Source organism: Streptococcus mitis (assembly GCF_003942795.1).
In the GTDB taxonomy this organism is placed as follows: Bacteria; Bacillota; Bacilli; order Lactobacillales; family Streptococcaceae; genus Streptococcus; species Streptococcus mitis_BJ.
In genome coordinates this window covers 1-22553 of sequence record NZ_RJNY01000011.1, presented here as the reverse complement: position 1 = coordinate 22553, position 22553 = coordinate 1, and the positions used below count along the sequence as shown (strand labels likewise).

The 22553-nt window shown below is 41.1% G+C and carries 24 protein-coding genes; 2 read left to right on the top strand and 22 right to left on the bottom strand.

Annotated elements, in window-relative coordinates; genetic code table 11:
- Positions 1-153 precede the first annotated feature (153 nt).
- The 18 genes from fusA to D8847_RS06075 all read right to left on the bottom strand — a co-directional run bounded on the left by fusA (position 154) and on the right by D8847_RS06075 (position 16065).
- Complete coding sequence (fusA, locus tag D8847_RS06165; protein WP_125840983.1) at positions 154-2235, bottom strand: elongation factor G; 2082 nt, start codon at positions 2233-2235, stop codon at positions 154-156.
- A 394-nt stretch (positions 2236-2629) separates the two neighbouring features.
- The gene (gene rpsG, locus D8847_RS06160; RefSeq protein ID WP_000087873.1) at positions 2630-3100 is read right to left on the bottom strand and encodes a 30S ribosomal protein S7; all 471 of its coding nucleotides are present in this window, start codon (positions 3098-3100) and stop codon (positions 2630-2632) included.
- A gap of 19 nt (positions 3101-3119) precedes the next feature.
- Positions 3120-3533, bottom strand: a complete 414-nt coding sequence (gene rpsL, locus D8847_RS06155) for a 30S ribosomal protein S12 (RefSeq protein ID WP_001142332.1) — start codon at positions 3531-3533, stop codon at positions 3120-3122.
- Positions 3534-3838: 305 nt separating this feature from the next.
- On the bottom strand, positions 3839-4438 hold the full coding sequence (locus D8847_RS06145) for a response regulator transcription factor (protein WP_125840982.1): 600 nt from the start codon (positions 4436-4438) through the stop codon (positions 3839-3841).
- 1 nt (position 4439) lies between these two features.
- A complete protein-coding gene (locus tag D8847_RS06140; RefSeq protein ID WP_125840981.1) occupies positions 4440-5537 on the bottom strand; it encodes a sensor histidine kinase in 1098 nt (365 codons plus the stop codon).
- Between the two features lie 4 nt (positions 5538-5541).
- Entirely contained in the window at positions 5542-6276 is a 735-nt protein-coding gene (locus D8847_RS06135; protein ID WP_084875920.1) for an ABC transporter permease, read from the bottom strand.
- Between the two features lie 12 nt (positions 6277-6288).
- Positions 6289-7164 carry an ABC transporter ATP-binding protein gene (locus D8847_RS06130; protein WP_125840980.1) on the bottom strand — a complete coding sequence of 292 codons (876 nt, stop codon included), beginning with the start codon at positions 7162-7164 and terminating at the stop codon, positions 6289-6291.
- Positions 7151-7345 carry a hypothetical protein gene (locus tag D8847_RS06125; RefSeq protein ID WP_125840979.1) on the bottom strand — a complete coding sequence of 65 codons (195 nt, stop codon included), beginning with the start codon at positions 7343-7345 and terminating at the stop codon, positions 7151-7153. Before D8847_RS06125 ends, D8847_RS06130 begins: the two co-directional genes overlap by 14 nt.
- Entirely contained in the window at positions 7342-7548 is a 207-nt protein-coding gene (locus tag D8847_RS06120; RefSeq protein ID WP_000390701.1) for a hypothetical protein, read from the bottom strand. The genes D8847_RS06125 and D8847_RS06120 overlap by 4 nt, the downstream gene beginning before the upstream one ends.
- 124 nt (positions 7549-7672) lie before the next feature.
- Entirely contained in the window at positions 7673-9340 is a 1668-nt protein-coding gene (locus tag D8847_RS06115; protein ID WP_125840978.1) for a DAK2 domain-containing protein, read from the bottom strand.
- 2 nt (positions 9341-9342) lie between these two features.
- The gene (locus tag D8847_RS06110) at positions 9343-9708 is read right to left on the bottom strand and encodes an Asp23/Gls24 family envelope stress response protein (protein ID WP_042902923.1); all 366 of its coding nucleotides are present in this window, start codon (positions 9706-9708) and stop codon (positions 9343-9345) included.
- A gap of 258 nt (positions 9709-9966) precedes the next feature.
- Positions 9967-10155, bottom strand: coding sequence for a 50S ribosomal protein L28 (rpmB, locus tag D8847_RS06105; RefSeq protein ID WP_125840977.1), 189 nt, complete (start codon positions 10153-10155; stop codon positions 9967-9969).
- A gap of 104 nt (positions 10156-10259) precedes the next feature.
- Positions 10260-10934: a hypothetical protein gene (locus tag D8847_RS06100; RefSeq protein ID WP_084868251.1), complete on the bottom strand. Its 675-nt coding sequence runs from the start codon at positions 10932-10934 to the stop codon at positions 10260-10262.
- 5 nt (positions 10935-10939) lie between these two features.
- The gene (locus D8847_RS06095; protein ID WP_125840976.1) at positions 10940-11386 is read right to left on the bottom strand and encodes a LytTR family DNA-binding domain-containing protein; all 447 of its coding nucleotides are present in this window, start codon (positions 11384-11386) and stop codon (positions 10940-10942) included.
- A 113-nt stretch (positions 11387-11499) separates the two neighbouring features.
- Positions 11500-12003 (bottom strand): phosphatase PAP2 family protein, encoded by a 504-nt coding sequence (locus D8847_RS06090; RefSeq protein WP_125840975.1) that lies wholly within the window; start codon positions 12001-12003, stop codon positions 11500-11502.
- 97 nt (positions 12004-12100) lie between these two features.
- Positions 12101-13861: an ABC transporter ATP-binding protein gene (locus D8847_RS06085; protein ID WP_125840974.1), complete on the bottom strand. Its 1761-nt coding sequence runs from the start codon at positions 13859-13861 to the stop codon at positions 12101-12103.
- Entirely contained in the window at positions 13851-15620 is a 1770-nt protein-coding gene (locus D8847_RS06080; RefSeq protein WP_125840973.1) for an ABC transporter ATP-binding protein, read from the bottom strand. Before D8847_RS06080 ends, D8847_RS06085 begins: the two co-directional genes overlap by 11 nt.
- Positions 15604-16065, bottom strand: a complete 462-nt coding sequence (locus D8847_RS06075; protein WP_125840972.1) for a MarR family winged helix-turn-helix transcriptional regulator — start codon at positions 16063-16065, stop codon at positions 15604-15606. Before D8847_RS06075 ends, D8847_RS06080 begins: the two co-directional genes overlap by 17 nt.
- A gap of 193 nt (positions 16066-16258) precedes the next feature.
- On the opposite strand from D8847_RS06075, the gene D8847_RS06070 reads away from it, so the two are divergent.
- Positions 16259-16957, top strand: coding sequence for a DUF308 domain-containing protein (locus D8847_RS06070; protein WP_125840971.1), 699 nt, complete (start codon positions 16259-16261; stop codon positions 16955-16957).
- 46 nt (positions 16958-17003) lie between these two features.
- On the opposite strand, the gene D8847_RS06065 is transcribed toward D8847_RS06070, so the two are convergent.
- Positions 17004-17720, bottom strand: coding sequence for a YebC/PmpR family DNA-binding transcriptional regulator (locus tag D8847_RS06065; protein WP_125840970.1), 717 nt, complete (start codon positions 17718-17720; stop codon positions 17004-17006).
- A 96-nt stretch (positions 17721-17816) separates the two neighbouring features.
- Positions 17817-19187 carry an MATE family efflux transporter gene (locus tag D8847_RS06060; RefSeq protein ID WP_125840969.1) on the bottom strand — a complete coding sequence of 457 codons (1371 nt, stop codon included), beginning with the start codon at positions 19185-19187 and terminating at the stop codon, positions 17817-17819.
- Between the two features lie 109 nt (positions 19188-19296).
- Here D8847_RS06060 and D8847_RS06055 point away from each other — a divergent pair, with 109 nt between their 5' ends.
- Positions 19297-19851: a GNAT family N-acetyltransferase gene (locus D8847_RS06055; RefSeq protein WP_000060287.1), complete on the top strand. Its 555-nt coding sequence runs from the start codon at positions 19297-19299 to the stop codon at positions 19849-19851.
- Between the two features lie 174 nt (positions 19852-20025).
- On the opposite strand, the gene D8847_RS06050 is transcribed toward D8847_RS06055, so the two are convergent.
- On the bottom strand, positions 20026-20715 hold the full coding sequence (locus tag D8847_RS06050; RefSeq protein ID WP_125840968.1) for an aspartate/glutamate racemase family protein: 690 nt from the start codon (positions 20713-20715) through the stop codon (positions 20026-20028).
- A 379-nt stretch (positions 20716-21094) separates the two neighbouring features.
- A complete protein-coding gene (locus tag D8847_RS06045) occupies positions 21095-21502 on the bottom strand; it encodes a hypothetical protein (RefSeq protein ID WP_125840967.1) in 408 nt (135 codons plus the stop codon).
- Between the last annotated feature and the right edge of the window lie 1051 nt (positions 21503-22553).

Below are 22553 nucleotides of genomic sequence, written 5' to 3'. Positions count from 1 at the left end.
TTAAATCAGTCTAATTTCTTCGTACATGGGATGGAAGTTGGCAAGATTTTCATTTAATTCCTAAATTTCCATAATATATTCAGCAAATCTGTGTGAAATAAAGGTAATAAAAAAGGAAGCCACTATGTGACTTCCTTCTATTGCGAAGACAGATTATTCTTCACCTTTGTTTTTCTTAATGATTTCTTCTTGTACTGACTTAGGTACATCTTCATAGTGGTCAAATACCATCATGAAGGTACCACGTCCTTGAGATGCAGAACGAAGAACTGTTGCGTAACCGAACATTTCAGCAAGTGGAACGTAAGCACGAACGATTTGGCTGTTACCGTGTGCTTCCATACCATCTACACGTCCACGACGAGCAGTTACGTGACCCATAACATCACCAAGGTTTTCTTCTGGAACAGTGATTGTTACAAGCATCATTGGTTCAAGGATAGCTGGTTGTGCAGTCTTAGCAGCTTCTTTAAGTGCAAGAGATGCAGCAATCTTGAAGGCAGTTTCAGATGAGTCGACATCGTGGTATGAACCATCGTAAAGTTTAGCTTTAACGTCAACAATTGGGTAACCTGCAAGAACACCGTTAGCCATTGCTTCTACAAGACCTTTTTCAACCGCTGGGATAAATTCACGAGGAACCACACCACCGACGATTGCGTTTTCAAATTCGAATCCTTTACCTTCCTCGTTTGGAGTAAATTCAATCCATACATCACCGAATTGACCTTTACCACCAGACTGACGTTTGAAGAATCCACGTGCTTGAGTAGAAGCGCGGAATGTTTCACGGTAAGATACTTGAGGAGCACCTACGTTCGCTTCAACTTTGAACTCACGACGCATACGGTCAACAAGGACGTCAAGGTGAAGCTCACCCATACCAGAGATAACTGTTTCACCAGTTTCAACGTTTGTTTCAACGCGGAATGTTGGATCTTCTTCAGCCAATTTTTGGAGAGCGATACCCATCTTGTCTTGGTCTGCTTTAGATTTTGGCTCAACCATCAATTGGATAACTGGTTCTGGAACGTGGATTGATTCAAGGATGATTTTAGCTTTTTCATCAGTCAATGAGTCACCAGTTGTCGTATCTTTCAAACCAACGGCAGCAGCGATATCACCTGAGTAAACAGTGTCGATTTCTTTACGGCTGTTAGCGTGCATTTGAAGGATACGTCCGATACGTTCACGTTTACCTTTAGAAGTATTCAATACGTATGAACCTGATTGAAGAACACCTGAGTAAACACGGAAGAATGTCAAACGACCGACGAATGGGTCTGTCATGATCTTGAAGGCAAGAGCTGCAAATGGCTCTTCATCAGATGCCGGACGAGTTTCTTCTTCATCTGTATCTGGGTTAACACCTTTGATTGCTGGGATGTCAAGTGGGCTTGGAAGGTAGTCGATAACCGCATCAAGCATCAATTGAACACCTTTGTTTTTGAAGGCAGAACCACACAATACTGGGAAGAATTCAACATTGATAGTAGCTTTACGGATACCCGCTTTCAATTCTTCGTTAGTGATTTCTTCACCTTCGAGGTATTTCATCATCAAATCTTCATCAGTTTCAGCAACTGCTTCGATCAATTTTTCACGGTATTCTTGTGCTTGTTCAAGATATTCAGCTGGAATATCCTCTTCAAGGATATCTGTACCAAGGTCGTTTGTATAGATTTCAGCTTTCATCTTGATCAAGTCGATGATACCACGGAAATCATCTTCAGCACCGATTGGCAATTGGATTGGGTGTGCATTTGCTTGAAGACGGTCGTGAAGTGTGCTTACTGAGTAAAGGAAGTCAGCACCGATTTTGTCCATTTTGTTGGCAAATACGATACGTGGAACTCCGTACTCAGTTGCTTGACGCCAAACTGTTTCAGTTTGAGGCTCAACACCTGATTGTGAGTCAAGAACAGTAACCGCACCATCCAATACACGAAGAGAACGTTGTACTTCGATTGTGAAGTCCACGTGTCCTGGTGTGTCGATGATGTTTACACGGTGGTTGTTCCATTGAGCTGTTGTCGCAGCAGAAGTGATAGTGATACCACGTTCTTGCTCTTGCTCCATCCAGTCCATTTGTGACGCACCTTCGTGAGTTTCACCGATTTTGTGGATTTTACCAGTGTAGTAAAGAATACGCTCAGTAGTTGTTGTTTTACCGGCATCGACGTGAGCCATGATACCGATATTACGAGTTTTTTCAAGTGAAAATTCGCGTGCCATGAGGTTTGTTTCTCCTATTTATTTTTGATTTCTATTCTATTATAACACGATTTTAATAAAAACGGATAGGCAGGACCTACCCGTTCTCAATGTTTATCTTGTTTTTGTTGGTTTCAACTTGTAGACAAGTTGAATTGAACTCGGGCTAAAAGCTCAAGTTAGCTGATTTGAACCCGAGCGAGGCCCGGTGCAAAAAAGATAAACTGCTTTGTGTTCACGGAACACTGCATCAGTTTCCTATTTTTGCCTTGCATCCTTACCGTTCCTAGCATCATGATTTAGTTGAACTCAAGCTAAAAGTCTGGAGAAAAAGATAAATCTCATTGGTTGCAATCGCAACCTAATTCGATTTCCTATTTTCTCTAGGACTTTCTTAACGCTTTCGTATCCTATCTTACCAACGGAAGTGTGCGAAGGCACGGTTGGCTTCAGCCATACGGTGAGTGTCTTCACGTTTCTTAACTGCTGCACCAGTGTTGTTCGCAGCATCCAAGATTTCTTTTGCAAGACGGTCTTGCATTGTGTGTTCACCACGAAGGCGAGCGATGGTTACCAACCAACGAAGTCCAAGTGTTGTACGACGTTCTGGGCGAACTTCAACTGGGACTTGGTAGTTAGATCCACCAACACGACGTGCACGTACTTCAAGTACAGGCATGATGTTTTCCATAGCTGTTTCAAATACTTCAAGTGCATCGTTGCCAGTAGCTTCTTTGATTTGCTCAAAAGCACCGTAAACGATTGAAGCAGCTGTACCACGTTTACCATCAAGCATAACGCGGTTGATAAGACGAGTAACTAGTTGTGAATTGTAAAGCGGATCTGGCAATACGTCACGTTTTGGAGCTCTATTTTTACGACTCATTTCTCTTTATCCCCTTTCCTTATGCTTTTGGACGTTTAGTACCGTATTTAGAACGGCCTTGTTTACGATCGTTAACACCTGCAGTATCAAGTGCACCACGGACGATATGGTAACGTACCCCTGGAAGGTCTTTTACACGTCCACCACGAAGAAGCACCACGCTGTGCTCTTGCAAGTTGTGTCCGATACCTGGGATGTAGGCAGTAACTTCGATAAGGTTGCTCAAACGTACACGAGCGAATTTACGAAGGGCTGAGTTAGGTTTTTTAGGTGTCATTGTTCCAACACGAGTTGCAACACCACGTTTTTGTGGTGAAGAAACGTTTGTTTGAACTTTTTTATGACTGTTGTAACCAACGTTCAAAGCTGGTGATTTAGATTTTTCTACTTTTGATTTACGCGGTTTGCGAACCAATTGGTTAATTGTAGGCATCTACATTCTCCTGTGTTTTTTTTATTTTTGGTGATGATACACTTGGTGACAGCTACCATCTGTGTGTACTTTTGCAACATTTGTCAGCACGTCCCTGTACACTTTTGAGAGACCAAAAGTAAAAAGTACCGTCTATTATTGTAACACAATTTTCCCTTCATTGTCAAGATATTTTTCATTTTTATTCTGATCTTTTAACTCTTTGACACTAGCTTTCACCGCTTTTCTAAACAAAAAAAGGAGGCAATTTGCCTCCTCCTGTCTAGTATGGATTTCCTTCAATTTAGCAATCATTTGAGTTGTTATCAAAGCCAACCAGATTCTTTTGCGATGTTGGCTGCCTCTGTTCGATTACCAGCATCTAGTTTCGAAAGAATATTGGTGACATAGTTTCGGACGGTTCCATTTGATAGATAGAGTTGGTCCGCGATTTCTTGATTAGACAAGCCCTGAGCAATTCCCTTTNAAACAGCGATTTCTTGTTCTGTTAACGGATTGGGGTGCGTCATCACCACTTCCATCAATTCAGGCGAATATTCCTTACGTCCTTCGAGAACAGTGTGCAAGGTTTGCATGAGATCTGCAATGCTTCTTTCTTTTAAGACATAAGCATCCACTCCAGCCTTGACCGCACGTTCAAAATAGCCGGGGCGCTTGAAAGTCGTCACCACAACCACCTTTGTTTCCGCCTTTTCTGCTCGTATCCACTCCAGCACTTCGAGACCTGTCTTAACAGGCATCTCTACGTCAAGGATGGCTATATCCACATTCTCCTTTTCTAAGAGTTGGATTGCTTCTTGTCCATTCTTGGCTTGTAGGACAGTCTCTACATCTGGTTGAAAGGTAAGCAACTGGCACATAGCATCTCGCAACATACTTTGATCTTCTGCAACAAGTAGTTTCATCTTAGTTTCTCTCCTTATAAGGTAGCCGAACCTGCACTTCAGTCGGCTGCTTCTGACTGATAACCTTTACTTCTCCTGAAAATGGAAGGACACGTTCGCGGACTGTATGAAGCTCATCCCCTTTTAGAGAAGCAAAGCCACAGCCATCATCTCTCACTGTTAGAATAAGTTCTTTCTCTGTTCGTTCTAATTTTAAGTAGACTTTGGATGCTTTGGCATGTTTGATGATATTGGTCACCAATTCAAGCAAAATCATGGAAGCTGTTGACTCCAATTCCTGAGTAAGGCTAGCAGTATCTAGTTGGTGATTGACTTCCGTTTCAATTCCTGCAATTTCCAGCATTTTTTTAACAGTCGCAAACTCGGAGGCAAGTGTTCTGGTTTTGAGATTTTCAATGATGGTACGAACTTCGTTCATGGATTCTTTACTGATCTGATGAATTTCTTTTAATTCTTTTTCCACTTGAGGATAGGCCTCCATTTGAAGAAGCTGGAGGGCAAGGTCCGTCTTCACACTCAACATAGCAAAAGTATGGCCTAGACTGTCATGGAGATCCTGGCCGATACGACTGCGTTCATTTTCAGCCAAAAAAAGATTGAGCTTAGCATTTTGTTTTCTCTTTTCTTCTTTTAGTTCTTCTGTCATCCGAATGCGATAAAGACCAAAAGTAAAGGCATCAGAAAAGACAAAGGTCACCAAGAAAAAGAGCAGTTGCCAGGGGCTAACTTGATCAACCATATAAATCCCTGTCAGAATCAAGGGTTGCAAGACAATAAAACTGACAAAACGCCAAGAGTGAAAAGAAATCCCATCCAGTTGGTAAACGAGGAGGTTTGATAAATAAAAGATAAACCAAGCGAAACCCACATTTAACCAGACGGAACTGTAAAAAATGTAAGCAAGCATGATCCACCAAGCTAGCCACTGCACGGTGCGATTCTGACTGACTAAAACCGAATAGAAAGCTAGGACAAATAGTAGGGTCCATAACAAGGTTAAAAGCGGGTACTCTCCAACGATGACACCCGCTATAGGAAAGATGACAAACACTAACGAAATATGAAACATATAATGAGTGTTTTTTAATTTTTCCAACATAGATTTATTTTACCTCAATCCGTTTTTTCAGTTGAATGACCAATACACCAAAGAAAACTGTATAACCTAGTACAACCAAGGCAGCAAGAATGTTAAACTCGTGGTGCTCCAAATAAGTAGAGACAACCTGCATCAGTTGATAGGTTGGGGTCAATTTTCCAATAGATTGGAGCCATTCTGGGAAGGAACTCAAAGGGAACCAGAGTCCACCGAGGACAGCCAAAGCAATATAGGCAATATTTCCAATAACCGTCATCAATTGAGCACTGGGAAGCAAACTCACCAAGACCCCCATGCTGATAAAGACCACGCTTCCGACCAGCAACATAACTCCAATCACCAACCAATCAAGCCAAGGCAGAGTCACTCCACGGACAAAATGACCAACCGAAAAGACAACTATAATTGATAACAAGAAAGTCAGTAGAGTACTGAACAGTTTTGATACATAATATTCTACCATAGATACGGGAGAATGTTGAATCAATTTTTGCCAGTTATTTGTCTTGTCAGACTCGAGTGTGCTAGGGATACTGAAAAAGGCGCTTGACATGATACTAAAGAGCGTCATGGCAAAAAGATAGGCTTGAAGAACAATTTCTGGAATGTCTGACCCTGACATCATACCAGAAAAGATAAGGTAAAACACACTTGGGAGTCCGATGGACAGCAAGTAGTAGACAGCTTGCCGTTTCATCTGAATGATTTCCACTTTCATGAGACTTGTCATATTTTTCATTGTCAATCTCCTTTAATCTTGAGTCGTTTCGAAGATACTGTCTAAGAGAGTTCGATTGCGAACTTCAATTTCTTCGATCGTGCAGCCCTGTTCTTGCAAGGCTTTCCATACTTTGCTGGCTTCTTTGGTTGTGAAGGAAAGAGCATTTTGCTTGATTTCAATCTCTTGAACCTGGTCCAAAGTGCCGATAACTTCCTGATAAGTTAGAGGTACCGTGAAGTGTTTTTCTTGTTCTTCACCACGCATGGCATAAGGCGTCGTATCGCGAATCAATTCTCCCTTGTGGAGGACCAAAATGCGGTCAGCCGTATGTTCTACCTCTTCGATATAGTGAGAAGAATAGACAATGGTCACACCATTTTTCTTTAACTGATTGACAATTTCCCAAAAATGCTGACGTGTCGACGTGTCCATGGCAGCAGTTGGTTCATCTAAAAATAGAATTTTCGGACGACCTATTAAAGCCAAGACGAAAGAGAACAAACGTTTTTGCCCACCAGATAACTTGCCCGCTAGCTGATTTTTCTGCTTGTCTGAGAATCTCAGCAAGTCATCAATTTCTTTATCTGCAAGACTGTCGGGATAAAGTGACTTGAAAAATGATAGAAGTTCTTTCACTTTCAAGCTTTGAACAACTGCATTTTCTTGAGGCAAGACAGAAATAAGCTGCTTTAATCGAGGATCTGTTGGAGCAAAGCCTTGAATGGCGACCTGACCTGAGCTCATGAACTTGTCCCCCAAGAGGCAATCAATCAAGGTTGTTTTTCCTGCTCCGTTAGGCCCAATCAAGGCGACACATTCACCTTCGTTGATTTTAAAGGAGACGTTCCGCAAGATCTCCTTGTCTTTTATTTTCTTACTCAATTTCTCAACTTTAATCACAGTCATGAGATTCTCCTTTCAACCACTTCATTCCCATAGGGAAAACAACGAAAATCATAAATCCAAAACCCCAAGCACCACGAATAAATTGGCGAAGCACGGTTTGGTCAAACCAACCAGTAAACATTTCCACTAACCATACCAAGAGTGACAGGCCGATAAAGAAATAGATGATTGTTTTTTTCATTCCTCAAACTCCTTTTTCACATCTCTGACCAATTTCAAACCTTCTCTGACAAGCCAAGACATCATTCCAAAGCCAGCAAAGAGCTCCCAAGGAAAATGGTAGAAACCCTCGTCCAATCCTGAAAACATGAGATAGGTCATAACTCCTGCTGCTACTAAACTCACTGCGACAATCATTTTATTTTTCATTTCTTCTTCCTCCATTTCATACTTCAATTATAGTCTTTTGAAGTTAGCGGAGCTAGATGCTTCTGTCACTAGGAAATATGACAAATGTCATAAAAAAAGAAAGCTGCAAAATCAACTTTCTTTTTAATCGATTAAATTTTTATTCTACACTGAAAAGATATGGATATACAGGTTGTTGTCCTTGGTGGATTTCTACTTCTACATCTTCGAATTCTTCTGTGATTTCTTGGGCGATTTGGTTAGCCAATTCTTCACTTCCATCTTCACCAATATAGAAGGTTACGATTTCACTGTCTTCATCCAACATATGTTTCAATGTTTTAGTCAGAGTTTGGTGCATGTCAGGGTTTGATACGAGGATCTTACCATCTACCATACCAAGATTGTCATTTTCATGAATTTCCAAACCATCGATAGTCGTGTCACGAACGGCTGTTGTTACACTACCGCTGACCACATCACTAAGAGCTGCAGTCATGCGTTCTTTATTTTCTTCTATAGACTTGCTTGGATCGAAGGCAAGAAGACTCGTCAACCCTTGAGGAATTGTACGTGCTTCTACCACAACAGCAGGTTGTTCAAGCACTTCAGCCGCAGACTGAGCTGCCATAAAGATATTTTTGTTGTTTGGCAAGAAGATGATGTTGCGAGCATTGACCTGTTCAACAGCCTTGATAAAGTCTTCTGTTGAAGGGTTCATCGTCTGACCACCTTCGATAACATAATCCACACCTTGAGCACGGAAGATATCTGCTAAACCTTGACCAGCTACTACTGCGATAAGGGCATACTCTTTTGTTTCAGCAGGCTTGTTTCCTTGGGTCGCTTCTTTTTCAACTTGCGCCTCGTGTTGGTTACGCATGTTGTCCACTTTTACCTTGATCAAGCTACCATATTTAAGACCTTCTTGCATGACAAGACCTGGATCTTCTGTATGGACGTGAACTTTGACGATCTCATCATCGTTGACAACAAGGAGTGAGTCGCCTAAGTCATTCAAGTAGTTACGGAATTCATCGTAGTCAAAGTCCTTAGAATAAGTTGGGCCTTGTTTGAGGGCTACCATGATCTCTGTACAGTAACCGAAGGTAATATCCTCAGTTGCCACATGCCCTGCTACAGACTTGTGGTGCTCTGCATTGATCATTTCACTCATGTTGGCAGGAGTCGCTACAAAGTCTTCAGAAGCACTGTATTCACCAGTAAGAGCTGAAAGGAATCCTTCATAGATAAAGACCAAACCTTGACCACCTGAGTCCACCACACCAACTTCCTTAAGGACTGGAAGCATTTCTGGTGTCTTAGCCAAAGCTGCTTTCGCGCCTTCCAAGGCTGCACGCATGACCTCAACAGCATCATCTGTCTCCTCAGCTTTTTTCTTAGCCCCAATGGCAGCACCACGAGAAACAGTCAAAATAGTTCCTTCGACTGGTTTCATAACCGCTTTATAAGCTACTTCGACACCGGATTGGAAGGCAAGAGCCAAGTCTTGACCTGTTAATTCATCTTTTTCCTTGATAGCCTGAGAGAAGCCACGGAAGAGCTGAGAAGTGATAACCCCTGAGTTCCCACGCGCACCCATCAAGAGCCCTTTGGCAAGAATGCTCGCTACTTCTCCAACTGTAGAAGCAGGCTTGTCTGCTACTTCTTTCGCACCATTTTCAATGGTCATTCCCATGTTTGTCCCAGTATCTCCATCTGGAACTGGAAAGACGTTCAATGAATTGACATATTCTGCTTGCTTATTCAAACGAGTTGATGCAGCCTGCACCATCTCTTGGAATAAACTGGTAGTAATTTTTGACACGATTATTCTCCTACAACTTTGATATTTTGAATGTAGACATTCACAGTCTGAGCAGTAATCCCTAGTTGATTTTCTAAACTAAAACGAACACGCTCTTGAATGTTTTTTGACACTTCGCTTATCTTTACTCCGTAGCTCAATACGGTATAAACATCAACTGCAATGCTACCATCTTCGTCTGCTTTTATAACAACACCCTTAGAATAATTTTCCTTACCAAGAAGGGCTTGGAAATTGTCTTTGAGGGCATTTTTACTAGCCATACCGACCACACCAAAAATCTCAGTTGCGGCACCACCTACTACGGTTGCAATCACTTCATCTGTCAGTTCGATTTGACCATCTTTTGTATTAATTTTTACAGTCATTTTTTTTACCTCAACTAGTTGATACTCTATTTTATCATATTTCAGCCCAAGTGTAAAAGCAGAATGCTGTATCAGCGGATATTTATACTCAATGAAAATCAAAAAGCAAACTAGGAAGCTAGCCACAGACAGTACTTGAGTACGGCAAGGCGAAGCTGACGTAGTTTGAATTTGATTTTTGAAGAGTATTACTCTATTTTTCAAATGGTTTTATCTCTAGAGCAAAAGAAAAAGACCAGTTAGGTCTTTTCATTTTTATTAAACGCGTTCAACTTTACCTGATTTCAAAGCACGAGCTGAAGCCCAAACTTTTTTAGGTTTACCATCGATAAGAACAGTAACTTTTNGAAGGTTTGGTTTTACGGCACGTTTTGTTTGGTTCATCGCGTGTGAACGGTTGTTTCCTGATACAGTCTTACGACCTGTAAAGTAACATACTTTAGCCATTGTGTTTTCCTCCTATTAGATCTAATATAGCGGATGTGCTAGCACCACATACCGTACTATGTTATCACACTTTCTTGAATTTATCAAGGGCTTATACTATTTTTTTATTTAACGTAGACAACTCCAAGTTTACCAAAAGCGACTTCCCCACGGATAATCAAGGTTTTGCTGGTTGGGGCTACAGGAGCATCTGCCTTAGCTGCGCCAAAGGATGTTTCTACTTTCAAGTCTACACGCCAGTGTTGTGGGACATATACTGTTGCATTTCCGAAAGCCACTTCAATATTTAAAGTCGCAAAATCACCTAACATCTCTGCATTGTCATAGTAGATTTTAGCATCCCCAAACGCGACTTCCACTTGGTCGTCTACAATATCTTGATCTTGCTTATAGAAAGTCCCGCTTCCAAATACGACTTCCTTATCCGTAATGACTGTTTTTTCTCCATTGTACCACCACTTTTTTTCATGCCAGAACTTACTTGAATGTGTCAGATAACCAACACCGAGTACCACTAAGATGCTAGCCCAGATGAGAGAATGATTAGGCACCGGCAACAAGTCATAAGCATAATTTGCAATGATGAGCGCCAGTAAACCTGTAAAAACTGCCGCAGTTAGATGGCGTCTAAGGATGGACTCAATGGACTTATAAGCAAAAAAAACAATTCCTAGCAAAGGCCATATCTTACCATCCAAAGAAGGAATGCCAAAATTTCCTTGCAGCAAGATCCAGGCTGCTAAAACCAATAAAACAATACCAAATGCTTTCTTTTTCATGTCTTTTACCTCATGTTTCTTAGATTTTCTTTTAGGAGGGATTGGTAATGCCGTGAGACATGAACCTCCTTGTGCGTCTGATAAAAGGAAATGGTGCCCGTTCCTGAAAAGGACTTGTCCACCGAGTATATCTGACGGATGTTTGTGATCGTTGACTTGGACACTCGACTAAAATAGCGAGGCAAGATGGACTCCAACTCATAGAGTTTGAGGCGAACCTCATAGGCTTCCTTCTGTGTATGAGCGTAAATCTTGCTCCCTTCTGTTTCAAAGAAGAGAATTTCTGACAGGTCTAGATAATATTCACCTGTCCCCTTGTAAAAAGTCACCCTCGGAGCCTTTGACTCTTGCAAAAGTCGTTGCAAGTCTGCAATTTCATCTGTCAAAGCAGGGGTCTTGATGACAATTTCAATCTCCTCTAAATTGCCGTCAATCTCAATTCGTAACTTCATCACATCTCCTTTCTGACTCTACTATATCAAAGCTAAGTTAGGAATACAAGGGTAAAAAAGCAAGTGGTCAATATGAAGCAGTAAGTGGTTGTAGGACCAGCCTAACTTACATGTCAGAATAGGAAGAAAAGGAACCCCCACACCAGACCACAAGCATAGCCAACCAAGACATCCTTGGGATAATGAACACCCCCTAAAACTCTCACCAAGCCCAGCAAAGCTGAAAAGAGCAGGCATGCTAAGCCAACAGGTAGACTAGCATGCAGACAGGCCATGGAGATAATAGTTGCCGAAAAGACATGGCGACTGGGCATCGACTGTCCCGAACTATCCTTTTCAAGCAGAGGACTGATGTCCCAAGTTTCATAAGGTCGCGGGTAGTTGATTTTCTTACGAAATAGGGACAAGATCACAAAGCCTGATGCAGGAATAAGCACATAAACTCCAACCTGCTGACCAAGTCCTAGTTGCAGGTAAGTGGTGACTAGCAAAATCAGATAGACCAAGGGCATGACGACTGTCATCAACCGATTGAAACTGCGTAACAGAAATAAAAGAGGGGGATGGCTGGTGAGCCTAGAGCTGGTATTTCGATACCATTCTTGATAATTTTTCATTTATAACTCTCATTCATTACCTTGTTTTCGTCTACCGGTGAGACGTTTATCTTCTAGTATAGTGCAGAAAAAGAAGGCCGTCAAGCCTTCTTTAGATTTATTCTTCTGTTTCGTCTTCTGTGAATTGACTATTGTACAAGTCGGCGTAGAAGCCACCTTGCGCCATCAGTTCCTCATGGTTACCTTGCTCGATGATATTGCCATCTTTCATGACAAGAATCAAATCAGCATTACGAATAGTTGACAAGCGGTGGGCGATGACAAAGGAAGTTCTGCCTTCCATCAAACGGTCCATGGCTTTCTGAATCAATTCCTCTGTACGTGTGTCGACTGAGGATGTCGCTTCATCCAAAATCAAGAGCGGTGCATCCTTGAGAAGGGCACGAGCAATGGTCAAGAGCTGTTTTTGTCCAACAGACAAGGTCACGGTGTCATCCAAAACAGTATCGTAGCCATCTGGCAAAGTCATGATAAAGTGGTGGATTCCCACAGCCTTGCTGGCTTCCATCATTCGTTCATCACTGATGCCCGTTTGATTGTAGATGAGATTTTCTCGAATGGTTCCTTCAAAGAGCCAAGTATCTTGCAAGACCATTGAAAAGGCATCGTGTACTTCTGAGCGCTTCATATCCTTGGTATCGACACCATCGATACGGATGCTTCCCTTATCTATCTCATAAAACTTCATCAAAAGATTGACAATGGTTGTCTTACCAGCCCCAGTCGGTCCAANGATTGCGACCTTTTGACCTGCATGAGCTATCGCAGAAAAGTCATGGATGATGGTGCGTTCTGGTGTATAACCAAAGGACACATGATCAAAGACCACTTCTCCTCTCATGCCAGTCAATTGTCTTTCCTTATGGGATTCATCCTGCATCTCAGCTTCACCTAGAAATTCAAAGACACGTCCCATGGCTGCACTCGCTTGTTGTAAGCTCGTAATCCCTTGGGCAATCTGTGACAGGGGTTGGGAGAAGGTCCGAACATAGACCATAAAGGCTACAATAACCCCGATAGTGATATGCCCTTCTAACGCTAGCGCGGCACCAACGATGATGACCAAAACATAGCTAAAATTCCCAACAAAGAACATGGCTGGCATCATGATACCAGAGATAAACTGAGATTTCCAGATGCTGTCGTGCAAGTTTTGGTTTAAACCTGCAAATCTCGCTTTGGAGATGTCTACTGCGTTGTAGCTGGTCACTACATTGTGGCCAGAGTACATCTCTTCCACATAACCATTGACGGCTGCTAGATTATTTTGTTGGGCTTTAAAATAACCCTGTGACTTGGCCATAATTACTGAAACCGCCGCAAAACCAACAAACGTAGAAACAACCGTTACCAGAGCTAAAATCCAGTTCATACTAAACATGGTCACCAAAACAGCAATCAACAAGAAGCTGGCTGAGATAACTGTTCCGAGACTTTGGTTGAGAGATTGCGCCGCCGTATCCACATCATTGGTCACACGAGATAGAGTGTCCCCTTGCGAATGACGATCAAAATAGCCAAGGGGCAAACGATTGATCTTTTCAGCGATTGCTGTCCGCAAGCGTTTTGAAAAATGTTGGATACTTGTTGAAAAGATATAGGCCTGTGTATAGTTAAGGATAGCACCAAGTACATAGAGAATCACTAAAAAGCTAGCAATACTTGAAACAGCCTCTAAATCAATTCCTGTCATCAAACCATCTGAAATCAAGTTGGTAATTTCCTTAATCTTGGTTGGTCCATAAACAGTGATGATGCTTGAACATACAGCTGCTACAACCGCTACTAGTAGGGGAATTTGGAGACCTGCTAGAAAAGGTTTATAATATTTCCAAAAAGACATTTTCTTATTTTCCATGTTCCAATTCCTCCTTCGATAGTTGTGAGTAGGCAATTTCTTTGTAGACTTCGTTGGTGGCTAGAAGTTCCTTGTGGGTGCCTTGTCCCACGACTTTTCCTTGATCCAATACTAAGATCAGGTCAGCATCCATAATGGTAGAAATCCGCTGCGCTACGATGAGCTTGGTCATGGGTTGTGTTTTCTCAGCTAGCTCTTGGCGTAAGATACGATCCGTCTTGTAGTCCAAGGCTGAGAAGGAGTCATCAAAAATGAGAATCTCTGGTTTACGAGCCAAGGCACGCGCAATGGCCAAACGCTGTCTTTGACCTCCTGAGAAGTTGGTTCCACCTTGGGCTACTTCTGATGCAAGTCCTGCTTCCTTATCCTCTATGAAGCTTTTAGACTGGGCCAATTCAAGGGCCTGCCACATAGCAGCCTCGCTTAGAGGAGTTTCTTTGCTCTTACCAAAGTCTAAGTTTCCCTTGACATCTCCAGAAAAGAGCACAGCTTTTTGAGGAATATAGCCGACCTTATTGCGCAGCTCTTCCAAGTTGTAATCTTGCACATCGATACCATCTACTAGAATTTGACCAGATGAGACATCATAAAAACGAGGTATTAGGTTGACTAGAGTAGATTTCCCAGATCCAGTTGATCCGATGAAAGCCACGGTTTGACCTGCTTCTGCTTTGAAAGTGACATGTTCCACGACTGCTTCAGAATTTTTAGAGTAGCGGAAAGTCACATCACGGAATTCCACTTGTCCCTGAACTGAAGGATTCGCTGTCTGTGCATGACTAGGATTCTCAATAGAAGAATGCAGATCCAATACTTGATTGATACGTCCTGCCGAAACCAAGGTACGAGGAAGAACGATAAAGAGTGCTCCCATGAGAAGGAAGCCCATCACGACCTGCATAGCATAAGACATGAAGACCACCATATCACTAAAGAGTGGCAAACGTTCTGCAAAACTTGCATCGTTGATGATATAGGCACCAATCCAGTAAATGGCTAAACTCAATCCACTCGAAATCGCCATCATAATCGGGTTCATAATAGCCATCAATCGATTGACAAAGAGATTGAGACGCGTCACTTCATCATTGGCTGCTTCAAATTTTTCATCTTGGTAATCTTCCGCATTGTATGCACGAACAACTCGAATCCCAGTCAAGCTTTCACGAGTGATGCTATTGAGTTTATCGGTCAATTTTTGGATGACAGATTGTTTTGGAAAGGCCAGAGTCATGAGAACGGTGGTCATCAAGACATTCACAATAACAGCCACGACCACTGCCCAGAGCCAGTATTCCGATTTCCCAAGTATTTTTCCAATGGCCCAGATAGCCATAATCGGCCCACGAGTCACTACCTGTAATCCCATAGTAAAGAGCATCTGAATCTGAGTGATATCATTGGTCGTTCGAGTCAAAAGACTTGGGATTGAAAAACGTTTGATCTCTGTCTGCGAAAAATCCAAAACCTGATGAAATACATCAGTGCGTAGATGGGTTGTATAGGATGCTGCAACGCGAGCGGCAAAGAAACCAACCATAACAGATGAAAAGAAAGCCAATAAAGACAAACCAATCATCTTCGCAGCTGGTGACCAGAGTGCATCCAACTGCGTTCCAGACGTTCCGAGTAACTCTGTAATTTGTGAAATATAGGTCGGCACTTCTAACTCGAGATAGACCGAGAAACAAGTGAAAAGAACAGTGAGTAGGATCATCCCCCACTCTTTTCCTGTAATACGTTTAGCAAGTTTCTTCATTCTCTCCTCCTATTCTTTCTACATTAGCCTGTAGTTGTCCGAGAACTTCTTCAAAAATGGCTAGCTTTTCCTTTGAAATTCCTTCCAGTAGGCTACTGGCAACCCGATCAAAAAGCGCCTTAACTTCTTGCATCTGAGATCGTGATTTGTCGGTCAAACGAACAAATTTTGCTCGTTTATCACTTGGACAGACCTCTAACTCGACTAAATCATTTTGTACCATACGCTTGACCAAGTTGCTAGCAACTGACTTGGTGATATTGAGTTCTGTCTCAATATCCTTGATAAGCGTTAGTTCCTGATCATGCTCACGACGGTCTAAAAACTGCAGGACCTGCCCTTGCGGTCCCCCCATAAATTCAATACCGCGACGTTTGGCTTCTTTCTGCAACATCAGGTGGACCTGGTACCCAAAACGTTTAAAAATCAACAACGATTTGTCCATGATTGCTCCCTTCTCATGATTTTATATAGTTCTCTGGAGAACTAATTTAGTTTCCATAGGAACTATTTTATCACTTTCGGAGGAGATGTCAAGAAAAAAGTTCCCTAGAGAACTATTTTAGTCTGAATTGACATTGGAGAATATTTTCTCTATAATAAGCACTAGCTACCGTGGATAGGAATCCATTCACTTGATGAAGGGAGAAAATGTTCAAATGAAACCAGAAGAACAAAAAGTTTTAGGGATTTTAGCAACCATTTTTGGAGCCATCGCACTTTTAGGGTCCTGGATCCCGTTTATTAACTATCTATCGTTTTTCATCGCTATTGTCGCGTTGATCTTAGGTATTATCGGACTTATTGCCAATCTCAAAAAACGGAAAACAATGGCCATTATCGGAACATCCCTCGCAGTTGCTTCTGTTGTACTTTTCTTTACGGCCCAGATACTGTACGCTAATATCTACAAAGATTTTGCCAGGGAATTTAACCGCTCTTACAGAGAGGCGAGTGCCTCCATTGACCGCGAAGAGGAAGGCGACTTGACAGATGATAGCAGCGATTTCATCCCTGAAGAGGAGGAAGAGGATTCCTTCACTTGGACCCAAGAACAGTTCGACGCTTTAATCAAAGGCGACCTGGATAACAAAGGAAAAGGTGGTACCAACTACAAGGATATTATCAAAAAGCATGGACTACCAGATTCCGAGTTTGATTCAATCATTGAGGGCTACGACACCAAGAAAATTACCTATATTGGCATTGATGATAAAATCAAGACCGTTACTCTGACCTTTGTAAAACAGGATGATGGTCAACTCTTACTAGTTCATAAAATAGCTGTAGGCCTAGGAGAAAGCCAGCAGCAAAGAGATTCTGGAATCAGAGTCTAATCTCAAATATAAAAAGCGAACAGCTAGCAAGTCTGTTCGCTTTTTATTAGAATCCATCGACATTTGTGTAGATCTTTTGGACGTCCTCATCATCTTCAAGAACGCTGTAAAGTTTCTCAAAGGTTTCCAAATCTTCACCTGACAACTCAACTTCTGATTGAGGAATCATTTCCAATTCAGTAACTTGAAATTCTTCGATACCAGACTCACGAAGGGCAATGATAGCCTTATGAAGGTCTGTTGGAGCTGTGTAAACAGTGATTGTCCCTTCTTCTGCTTCTACATCATCCACATCAATGTCTGCTTCAAGCAACAATTCAAAGATAGCATCCGCATCATCACCAGCAAATACGATAACACCCTTGTTGTCAAAGAGGTAAGAAACAGAACCTGAAGCACCCATGTTTCCGCCATTTTTTCCAAAAGCAGCACGAACGTTCGCAGCTGTACGGTTGACGTTTGAAGTCAAGGTATCCACAATCAGCATAGAACCATTTGGTCCAAATCCTTCGTAACGTCCTTCTGTAAAGGTTTCGTCTGTGTTTCCTTTTGCCTTATCGATAGCCTTATCAATAACGTGTTTTGGCACTTGCGCTTGTTTAGCACGATCGATAACGAATTTCAAAGCAGTGTTTGATTCTGGATCTGGTTCCCCTTTTTTCGCTGCTACATAGATTTCTACACCAAATTTTGCATATACTTTAGAGTTAGCTCCATCTTTAGCCGTTTTCTTGGCTACGATATTGGCCCATTTACGTCCCATTAGGAATCTCCTTTTTTCACATTTTAATCTTTCTTATTATAACACAAGTCTAGCTGATTTTCACTAGAGGAAATGGATTTTCTTTTGCAAAGCAAGCTAGAATTTCCCTCCGACTGCTACGATTTTCTTGCCTTCTTTTATCCAAGGGTGTCGGGAAAGGGAGAAGTAAAGTTGGACAGTCATCACAACCCAGAGTAGCGGTTCACAGAGAATAACACCTGTGTAGCCTGTCCAAGGAATAATCCAAGCTACGAAAATAATTTTCCCAAACAACTCGATAAAGCTAGATACGAGGGGCAAGAGTTTTTGCCCTAGTCCCTGCAAGCTATTTCTATAAATCAATAAAAGACTTAAAAATGGATAAAATACAGAACTGATACGTAAGTACAAGGTCCCGTTTTCTACCAAGTAGCTGTCTGTCGAACTCGCCAAGAAAGAAACTAGGCTAGGACTAGCAAAAAATAGGAAAACACAGGCAAAGGCTGCCCAAGACATACTCAAATAGCTCCCTAAACGAAGACCTTGGACAATACGTTCGGGACGTTTCGCTCCAAAGTTTTGAGAGATAAAAGTCGTCATCGATGCTGAAATAGCCGTCATTGGTAATAAGGCAAAGGCCATGATTCGCCGTGCTGCCGTTTGAGCACTGATAATGACTGCACCAAAACTATTGACAGAGGATTGCAAAATGACACTCCCGATAGAGACGATTGACCCCATCAGACCCATGGCTAGTCCCTGCTCCAAGAGATCCACATAGAGAGCCTTATTCCATTTGAAATGTTTGAGACCCGGAAGAAGCTCTGGAACACTCTTACGAATATAAAAATAACAGAGGATTGCTGACAAACCCTGCGAGATAATGGTTGCAAGACCCGCAGACTGAACTCCCAGATGCAGTTGCGTAATAAAATACAAATCCAAGATCACATTAACGATAGCTGAAAAGATAAGAAAAGCAAGAGCCGCAAGGCTATCGCCAATCGAGCGCAGTAAGCCTGCAAAAAGATTGTAAGCAAAACTAACCCCTACACAGGTAACAATCATGGAGATGTACTCATAGGATTGAGGAAGGATTTCTACAGGTGTCTCTAAATATTGCAAGAGTGGATAAAGACCGAAGAAGCCTATCAGCATGACAAGAGCACTCAGGATGGTACCCAGAATCCAAGTTGCTGCAACAGCTTCTTTAATCTTAGCAAAATTACGAGCACCGTAAAGACGAGCGATGACAACTCCCATCCCATTTCCAACTCCGAGGGCAAAGCCGATAATCAGATCAAAGATAGCCGTCGTTGCTCCTACTGCTGCTAGGGATTCTTGTCCAAGGAACCGCCCTACAATCAAGACGTCAGCTGTATTATATAGTTGTTGGAAGATATTGGACAACAGAATTGGAAGGGCGAAGCTCAAAAGTGAGGGAAGAATGGAGCCATGAATCAGGTCCACTGTTCGTTTTTTATTCATAAGGATATTATATCAGCTTTCCAGAGGACCGACAAGATTCTTTAACGAATCCTGAAATCAATTGCTTACAGAGAGACAATTTGCTATAATCAAGAAAAGGAGGTCATTTATGAGTTTGACCAGTCAATTAATAACCGATGTGTTTCCAGATCTTGATAAAGTTGAAAAGCTAAATAACGAAGCTTTCCCCGAGGAAGAACGAGTCCCTCTTTCTGAGTTTTTGCGCTACCAGGACCGAGATGACGCCCACTTTTTTGCTTTTTATAACGAAGAAGAATTTGTTGGCTTTGCTTTTGCCATCTCCAACCAAAAGGCCTTCTATATTAGCTTTTTCGCCATCATGCCTCACTTAAGAAGTCACGGGTATGGGAAGGAAATTATCGACAAACTAACTGATTTTTATCAGCGGACCATGTTGCTTGAAGTGGAGCGATTGGATGAAGAATGCGATAACTTGGAACAAAGAAAAGCTCGTATGAGCTTCTATCAACAAAATGGCTTTAAAACAGCTAACGCTTTTCTAGAGTATGATGGCTTGAGTTTTGAAATTCTCTACCGCGGTGACCATTTCGACGAGGAAGCCTATCGCGACATCTTCCAAAAATTACAAGATGAGCATTATTTTGATTTTCATATCAAATACAGACGCTTTAGTGATCATTAGTTGTTTCAAGGAAGAGAAGTCTAATGAACTTTCTCACAATAAAACGCATAATATCAAGGTTATGAATACCTGATATTATGCGTTTTTATGATGGCTCTATAATATTTGTAGTGGGTAAATCCCCCAATAATTGACTCATAGTCTTAAGAACTTAAGCTAAATACAACCATTCTTTCACTCAATCCCCATCTTCGCTGCTTTCTCTGCATGGATAACTGTTGTGTCATAAAGAGGAAGAGCTATATCAGATTGCTTTACTAGAAGACCAATCTCTGTACAGCCTAGGATAACGGCTTCTGCACCAGCACTTTTTAAATCGTCTATAACGGTAAGATATGTCTGTTTTGAACTTTCTCTGATATCTCCCAGACAGAGTTCATCATAGATAATCCGATTGACGTCCGCAATGCCTGCTTGGTCTGGAATCAGCACTTCTAGCCCAGATTCTAGTAATTTCTCCTTGTAAAAGTCTTGGGTCATGGTGTACTTAGTCCCCAAGAGTCCAACCTTTCGAATACCATCATCTACCAGGGCTTGAGCAGTTGCTTGCGCAATGTGCAAAATTGGAATTGCAATTTTCTTCTGAATCTGCGGCGCAACCTTGTGCATGGTATTGGTACAGATGACGATAAAGTCCGCACCCGCCTGCTCTAAGCGCTGGGCAATGTCCGCCAGCACCTGCGCACTCTTGTCCCAGTCTCCAACAGCCTGATAATGCTCAATCTCTGCAAAATCCACACTGTAAAGCAGGATTTTAGCAGAATGCAGACCGCCTAGTTCCCTTTTGATAGTTTCGTTGATAATTTGGTAGTAAGAAGTAGTGCTTTCCCAACTCATACCCCCGATTAAACCGATTGTTTTCATCGTCTAATTAAACTCCTCCTTGTTAATGATTGCCAATGAATTGTACAATATGCTACTGTGAGATCTGTTTCCGACGGCAATCGCAAACAACACTTCCGTGATAGTCGTCTCTTTACATCCTTCCACAAAGGGATCACTAATAATATAGTTTATATTCATAGTGATAGGTGGAATAAGTTAACAAAAAACCTGTTGTATTATACCGTAAGAAAAAATGTGGTAGTTATTCAAACGGGCTGTCCTCATTATACTACTAAAATCCCTTACTTACAATATATTATTCCCAACCTAAAATATCTGATTGCCAAATTCTCAACTTGTTCATTCTATTCTTTAAACAAAACTAGGAGAACTGAGCATACTGCTCTGCAAGTTTGCCTTATTTTGAAATATCATAAAGATTATGGCGGCGAAAAACTACTAAATAAAGTAAGAAAATAATCCATAAAATTGGAAGCCCCAAATTCACCAGAGAAAGACCAGCTGTAAACGGCATAGTCTTAAACAGAATAAATAAGATAAGGAGTAAAACAACTAACACAATGAAAGAGGGGGCGTTTCCAACTGTAACAGAGACATTGTCATTTTCTTTGATATCTAGAAGTAATGTCTGACTTGTAAATCCCAGAATGTCTTTAATATAAAGAGAATGTTTTCCTGCCGATAGTTCAATTTGCTTATCTACAATTGCAGTAACTTTGCCTTGATTGACATCGTCCACTATCAGATAAAGCAAGCCTCTGTCATTGACAAAACTTAATTTTCTATGAAGTTGCAAAACAGCCATAATAAATACCTCCTAACGACCAATATTATATATGTTTTAAAAATTGAATATAGGCAGATGCGCTTCTCTCAATTTCTTACTTTGTTGAAACCGGGTGTCCTCTCTGAACCATAAAAAGCAAAGAAATCACGATAATTTCAGTGACAATAAAAATTTAAATAAAATCTTAAAAGGAACTAATCCCTGCTCAAGAGTATAATAATATTTCCCATCAGGTTGATAATCCTTTTCCTAAATCCCAGCAGATACTGCTAATGCTATTTTTCTCCTCTGTAATTTATCTCCTCCATTTTTACCATAAGGCCAACCATAAATTAATACATTATCTATACACTTTTTAGCAATGACGGACTAGAAAAATTAAATATAGGAAATTGAAAAACTAAGTTTTGATGAGATTCAACTAATTACTATTCTCTTTTTTTATTTATAGTACCTTCTGGGCATTCTTTATATAATTCATGAAATTGTATATTCTTCTAGATATTTCCCCAATTCCTCAATCCAACGTTTATTAATGGTTGAATGTTCCATATCTGAGTGTGTCACTATGATTAATGTTTTCATCTATATTTTTCTCCCTATTTATTAGGTACTGAATTATCAAATTAGGTACACAAATTCCTCATAGATACTTCATAAGATATTATTCAATTTAGACATTTCTGAGCTCTATGATTTAGTTTTTCTTCCTATTTTTTGAATTAAGAAATCATCAATCTTTGTCCGGTGTTGTGATTTCATTTGTCAATTACTTCACCATCAGAGCCGTTAGCAGCTATAATTATCCTACTTTAACAGCTAGTTGTTTTGAGGAAATAAAAATAGCAAATCTGTTAGTGTGGCAAGACAATTTCTATCATTTTAACCAATATTCTCTATTCCCTATTTCAAATACTTATCGGTGTTTTATTGGTTTTTACGAATGGTATGATAAATTAGTGAAGTAGGATAATTTTACNTACTACAGAAATTATGAAACTATTTTTAGATACGCTGTAGGACTCTATCTCAGATTACCCAAAGGAATAGAATTTCCCGATTCATGCAT

What these genes read in the sequence shown, in the direction of transcription:
- D8847_RS06060 (WP_125840969.1), bottom strand. Translation starts at nt 19,187, where the DNA reads ATGAATAAAAAACGAACAGTGGACCTGATTCATGGCTCCATTCTTCCC.
- fusA (WP_125840983.1), bottom strand. Translation starts at nt 2,235, where the DNA reads ATGGCACGCGAATTTTCACTTGAAAAAACTCGTAATATCGGTATCATG.
- D8847_RS06045 (WP_125840967.1), bottom strand. Translation starts at nt 21,502, where the DNA reads ATGGCTGTTTTGCAACTTCATAGAAAATTAAGTTTTGTCAATGACAGA.
- D8847_RS06130 (WP_125840980.1), bottom strand. Translation starts at nt 7,164, where the DNA reads ATGACTGTGATTAAAGTTGAGAAATTGAGTAAGAAAATAAAAGACAAG.
- D8847_RS06095 (WP_125840976.1), bottom strand. Translation starts at nt 11,386, where the DNA reads ATGAAGTTACGAATTGAGATTGACGGCAATTTAGAGGAGATTGAAATT.
- D8847_RS06065 (WP_125840970.1), bottom strand. Translation starts at nt 17,720, where the DNA reads ATGGGACGTAAATGGGCCAATATCGTAGCCAAGAAAACGGCTAAAGAT.
- D8847_RS06055 (WP_000060287.1), top strand. Translation starts at nt 19,297, where the DNA reads ATGAGTTTGACCAGTCAATTAATAACCGATGTGTTTCCAGATCTTGAT.
- D8847_RS06050 (WP_125840968.1), bottom strand. Translation starts at nt 20,715, where the DNA reads ATGAAAACAATCGGTTTAATCGGGGGTATGAGTTGGGAAAGCACTACT.
- D8847_RS06110 (WP_042902923.1), bottom strand. Translation starts at nt 9,708, where the DNA reads ATGACTGTAAAAATTAATACAAAAGATGGTCAAATCGAACTGACAGAT.
- D8847_RS06135 (WP_084875920.1), bottom strand. Translation starts at nt 6,276, where the DNA reads ATGAAAAATATGACAAGTCTCATGAAAGTGGAAATCATTCAGATGAAA.
- D8847_RS06125 (WP_125840979.1), bottom strand. Translation starts at nt 7,345, where the DNA reads ATGAAAAAAACAATCATCTATTTCTTTATCGGCCTGTCACTCTTGGTA.
- rpsL (WP_001142332.1), bottom strand. Translation starts at nt 3,533, where the DNA reads ATGCCTACAATTAACCAATTGGTTCGCAAACCGCGTAAATCAAAAGTA.
- rpsG (WP_000087873.1), bottom strand. Translation starts at nt 3,100, where the DNA reads ATGAGTCGTAAAAATAGAGCTCCAAAACGTGACGTATTGCCAGATCCG.
- D8847_RS06090 (WP_125840975.1), bottom strand. Translation starts at nt 12,003, where the DNA reads ATGAAAAATTATCAAGAATGGTATCGAAATACCAGCTCTAGGCTCACC.
- D8847_RS06075 (WP_125840972.1), bottom strand. Translation starts at nt 16,065, where the DNA reads ATGGACAAATCGTTGTTGATTTTTAAACGTTTTGGGTACCAGGTCCAC.
- D8847_RS06070 (WP_125840971.1), top strand. Translation starts at nt 16,259, where the DNA reads ATGAAGGGAGAAAATGTTCAAATGAAACCAGAAGAACAAAAAGTTTTA.
- D8847_RS06120 (WP_000390701.1), bottom strand. Translation starts at nt 7,548, where the DNA reads ATGGAGGAAGAAGAAATGAAAAATAAAATGATTGTCGCAGTGAGTTTA.
- D8847_RS06100 (WP_084868251.1), bottom strand. Translation starts at nt 10,934, where the DNA reads ATGAAAAAGAAAGCATTTGGTATTGTTTTATTGGTTTTAGCAGCCTGG.
- D8847_RS06140 (WP_125840981.1), bottom strand. Translation starts at nt 5,537, where the DNA reads ATGTTGGAAAAATTAAAAAACACTCATTATATGTTTCATATTTCGTTA.
- D8847_RS06080 (WP_125840973.1), bottom strand. Translation starts at nt 15,620, where the DNA reads ATGAAGAAACTTGCTAAACGTATTACAGGAAAAGAGTGGGGGATGATC.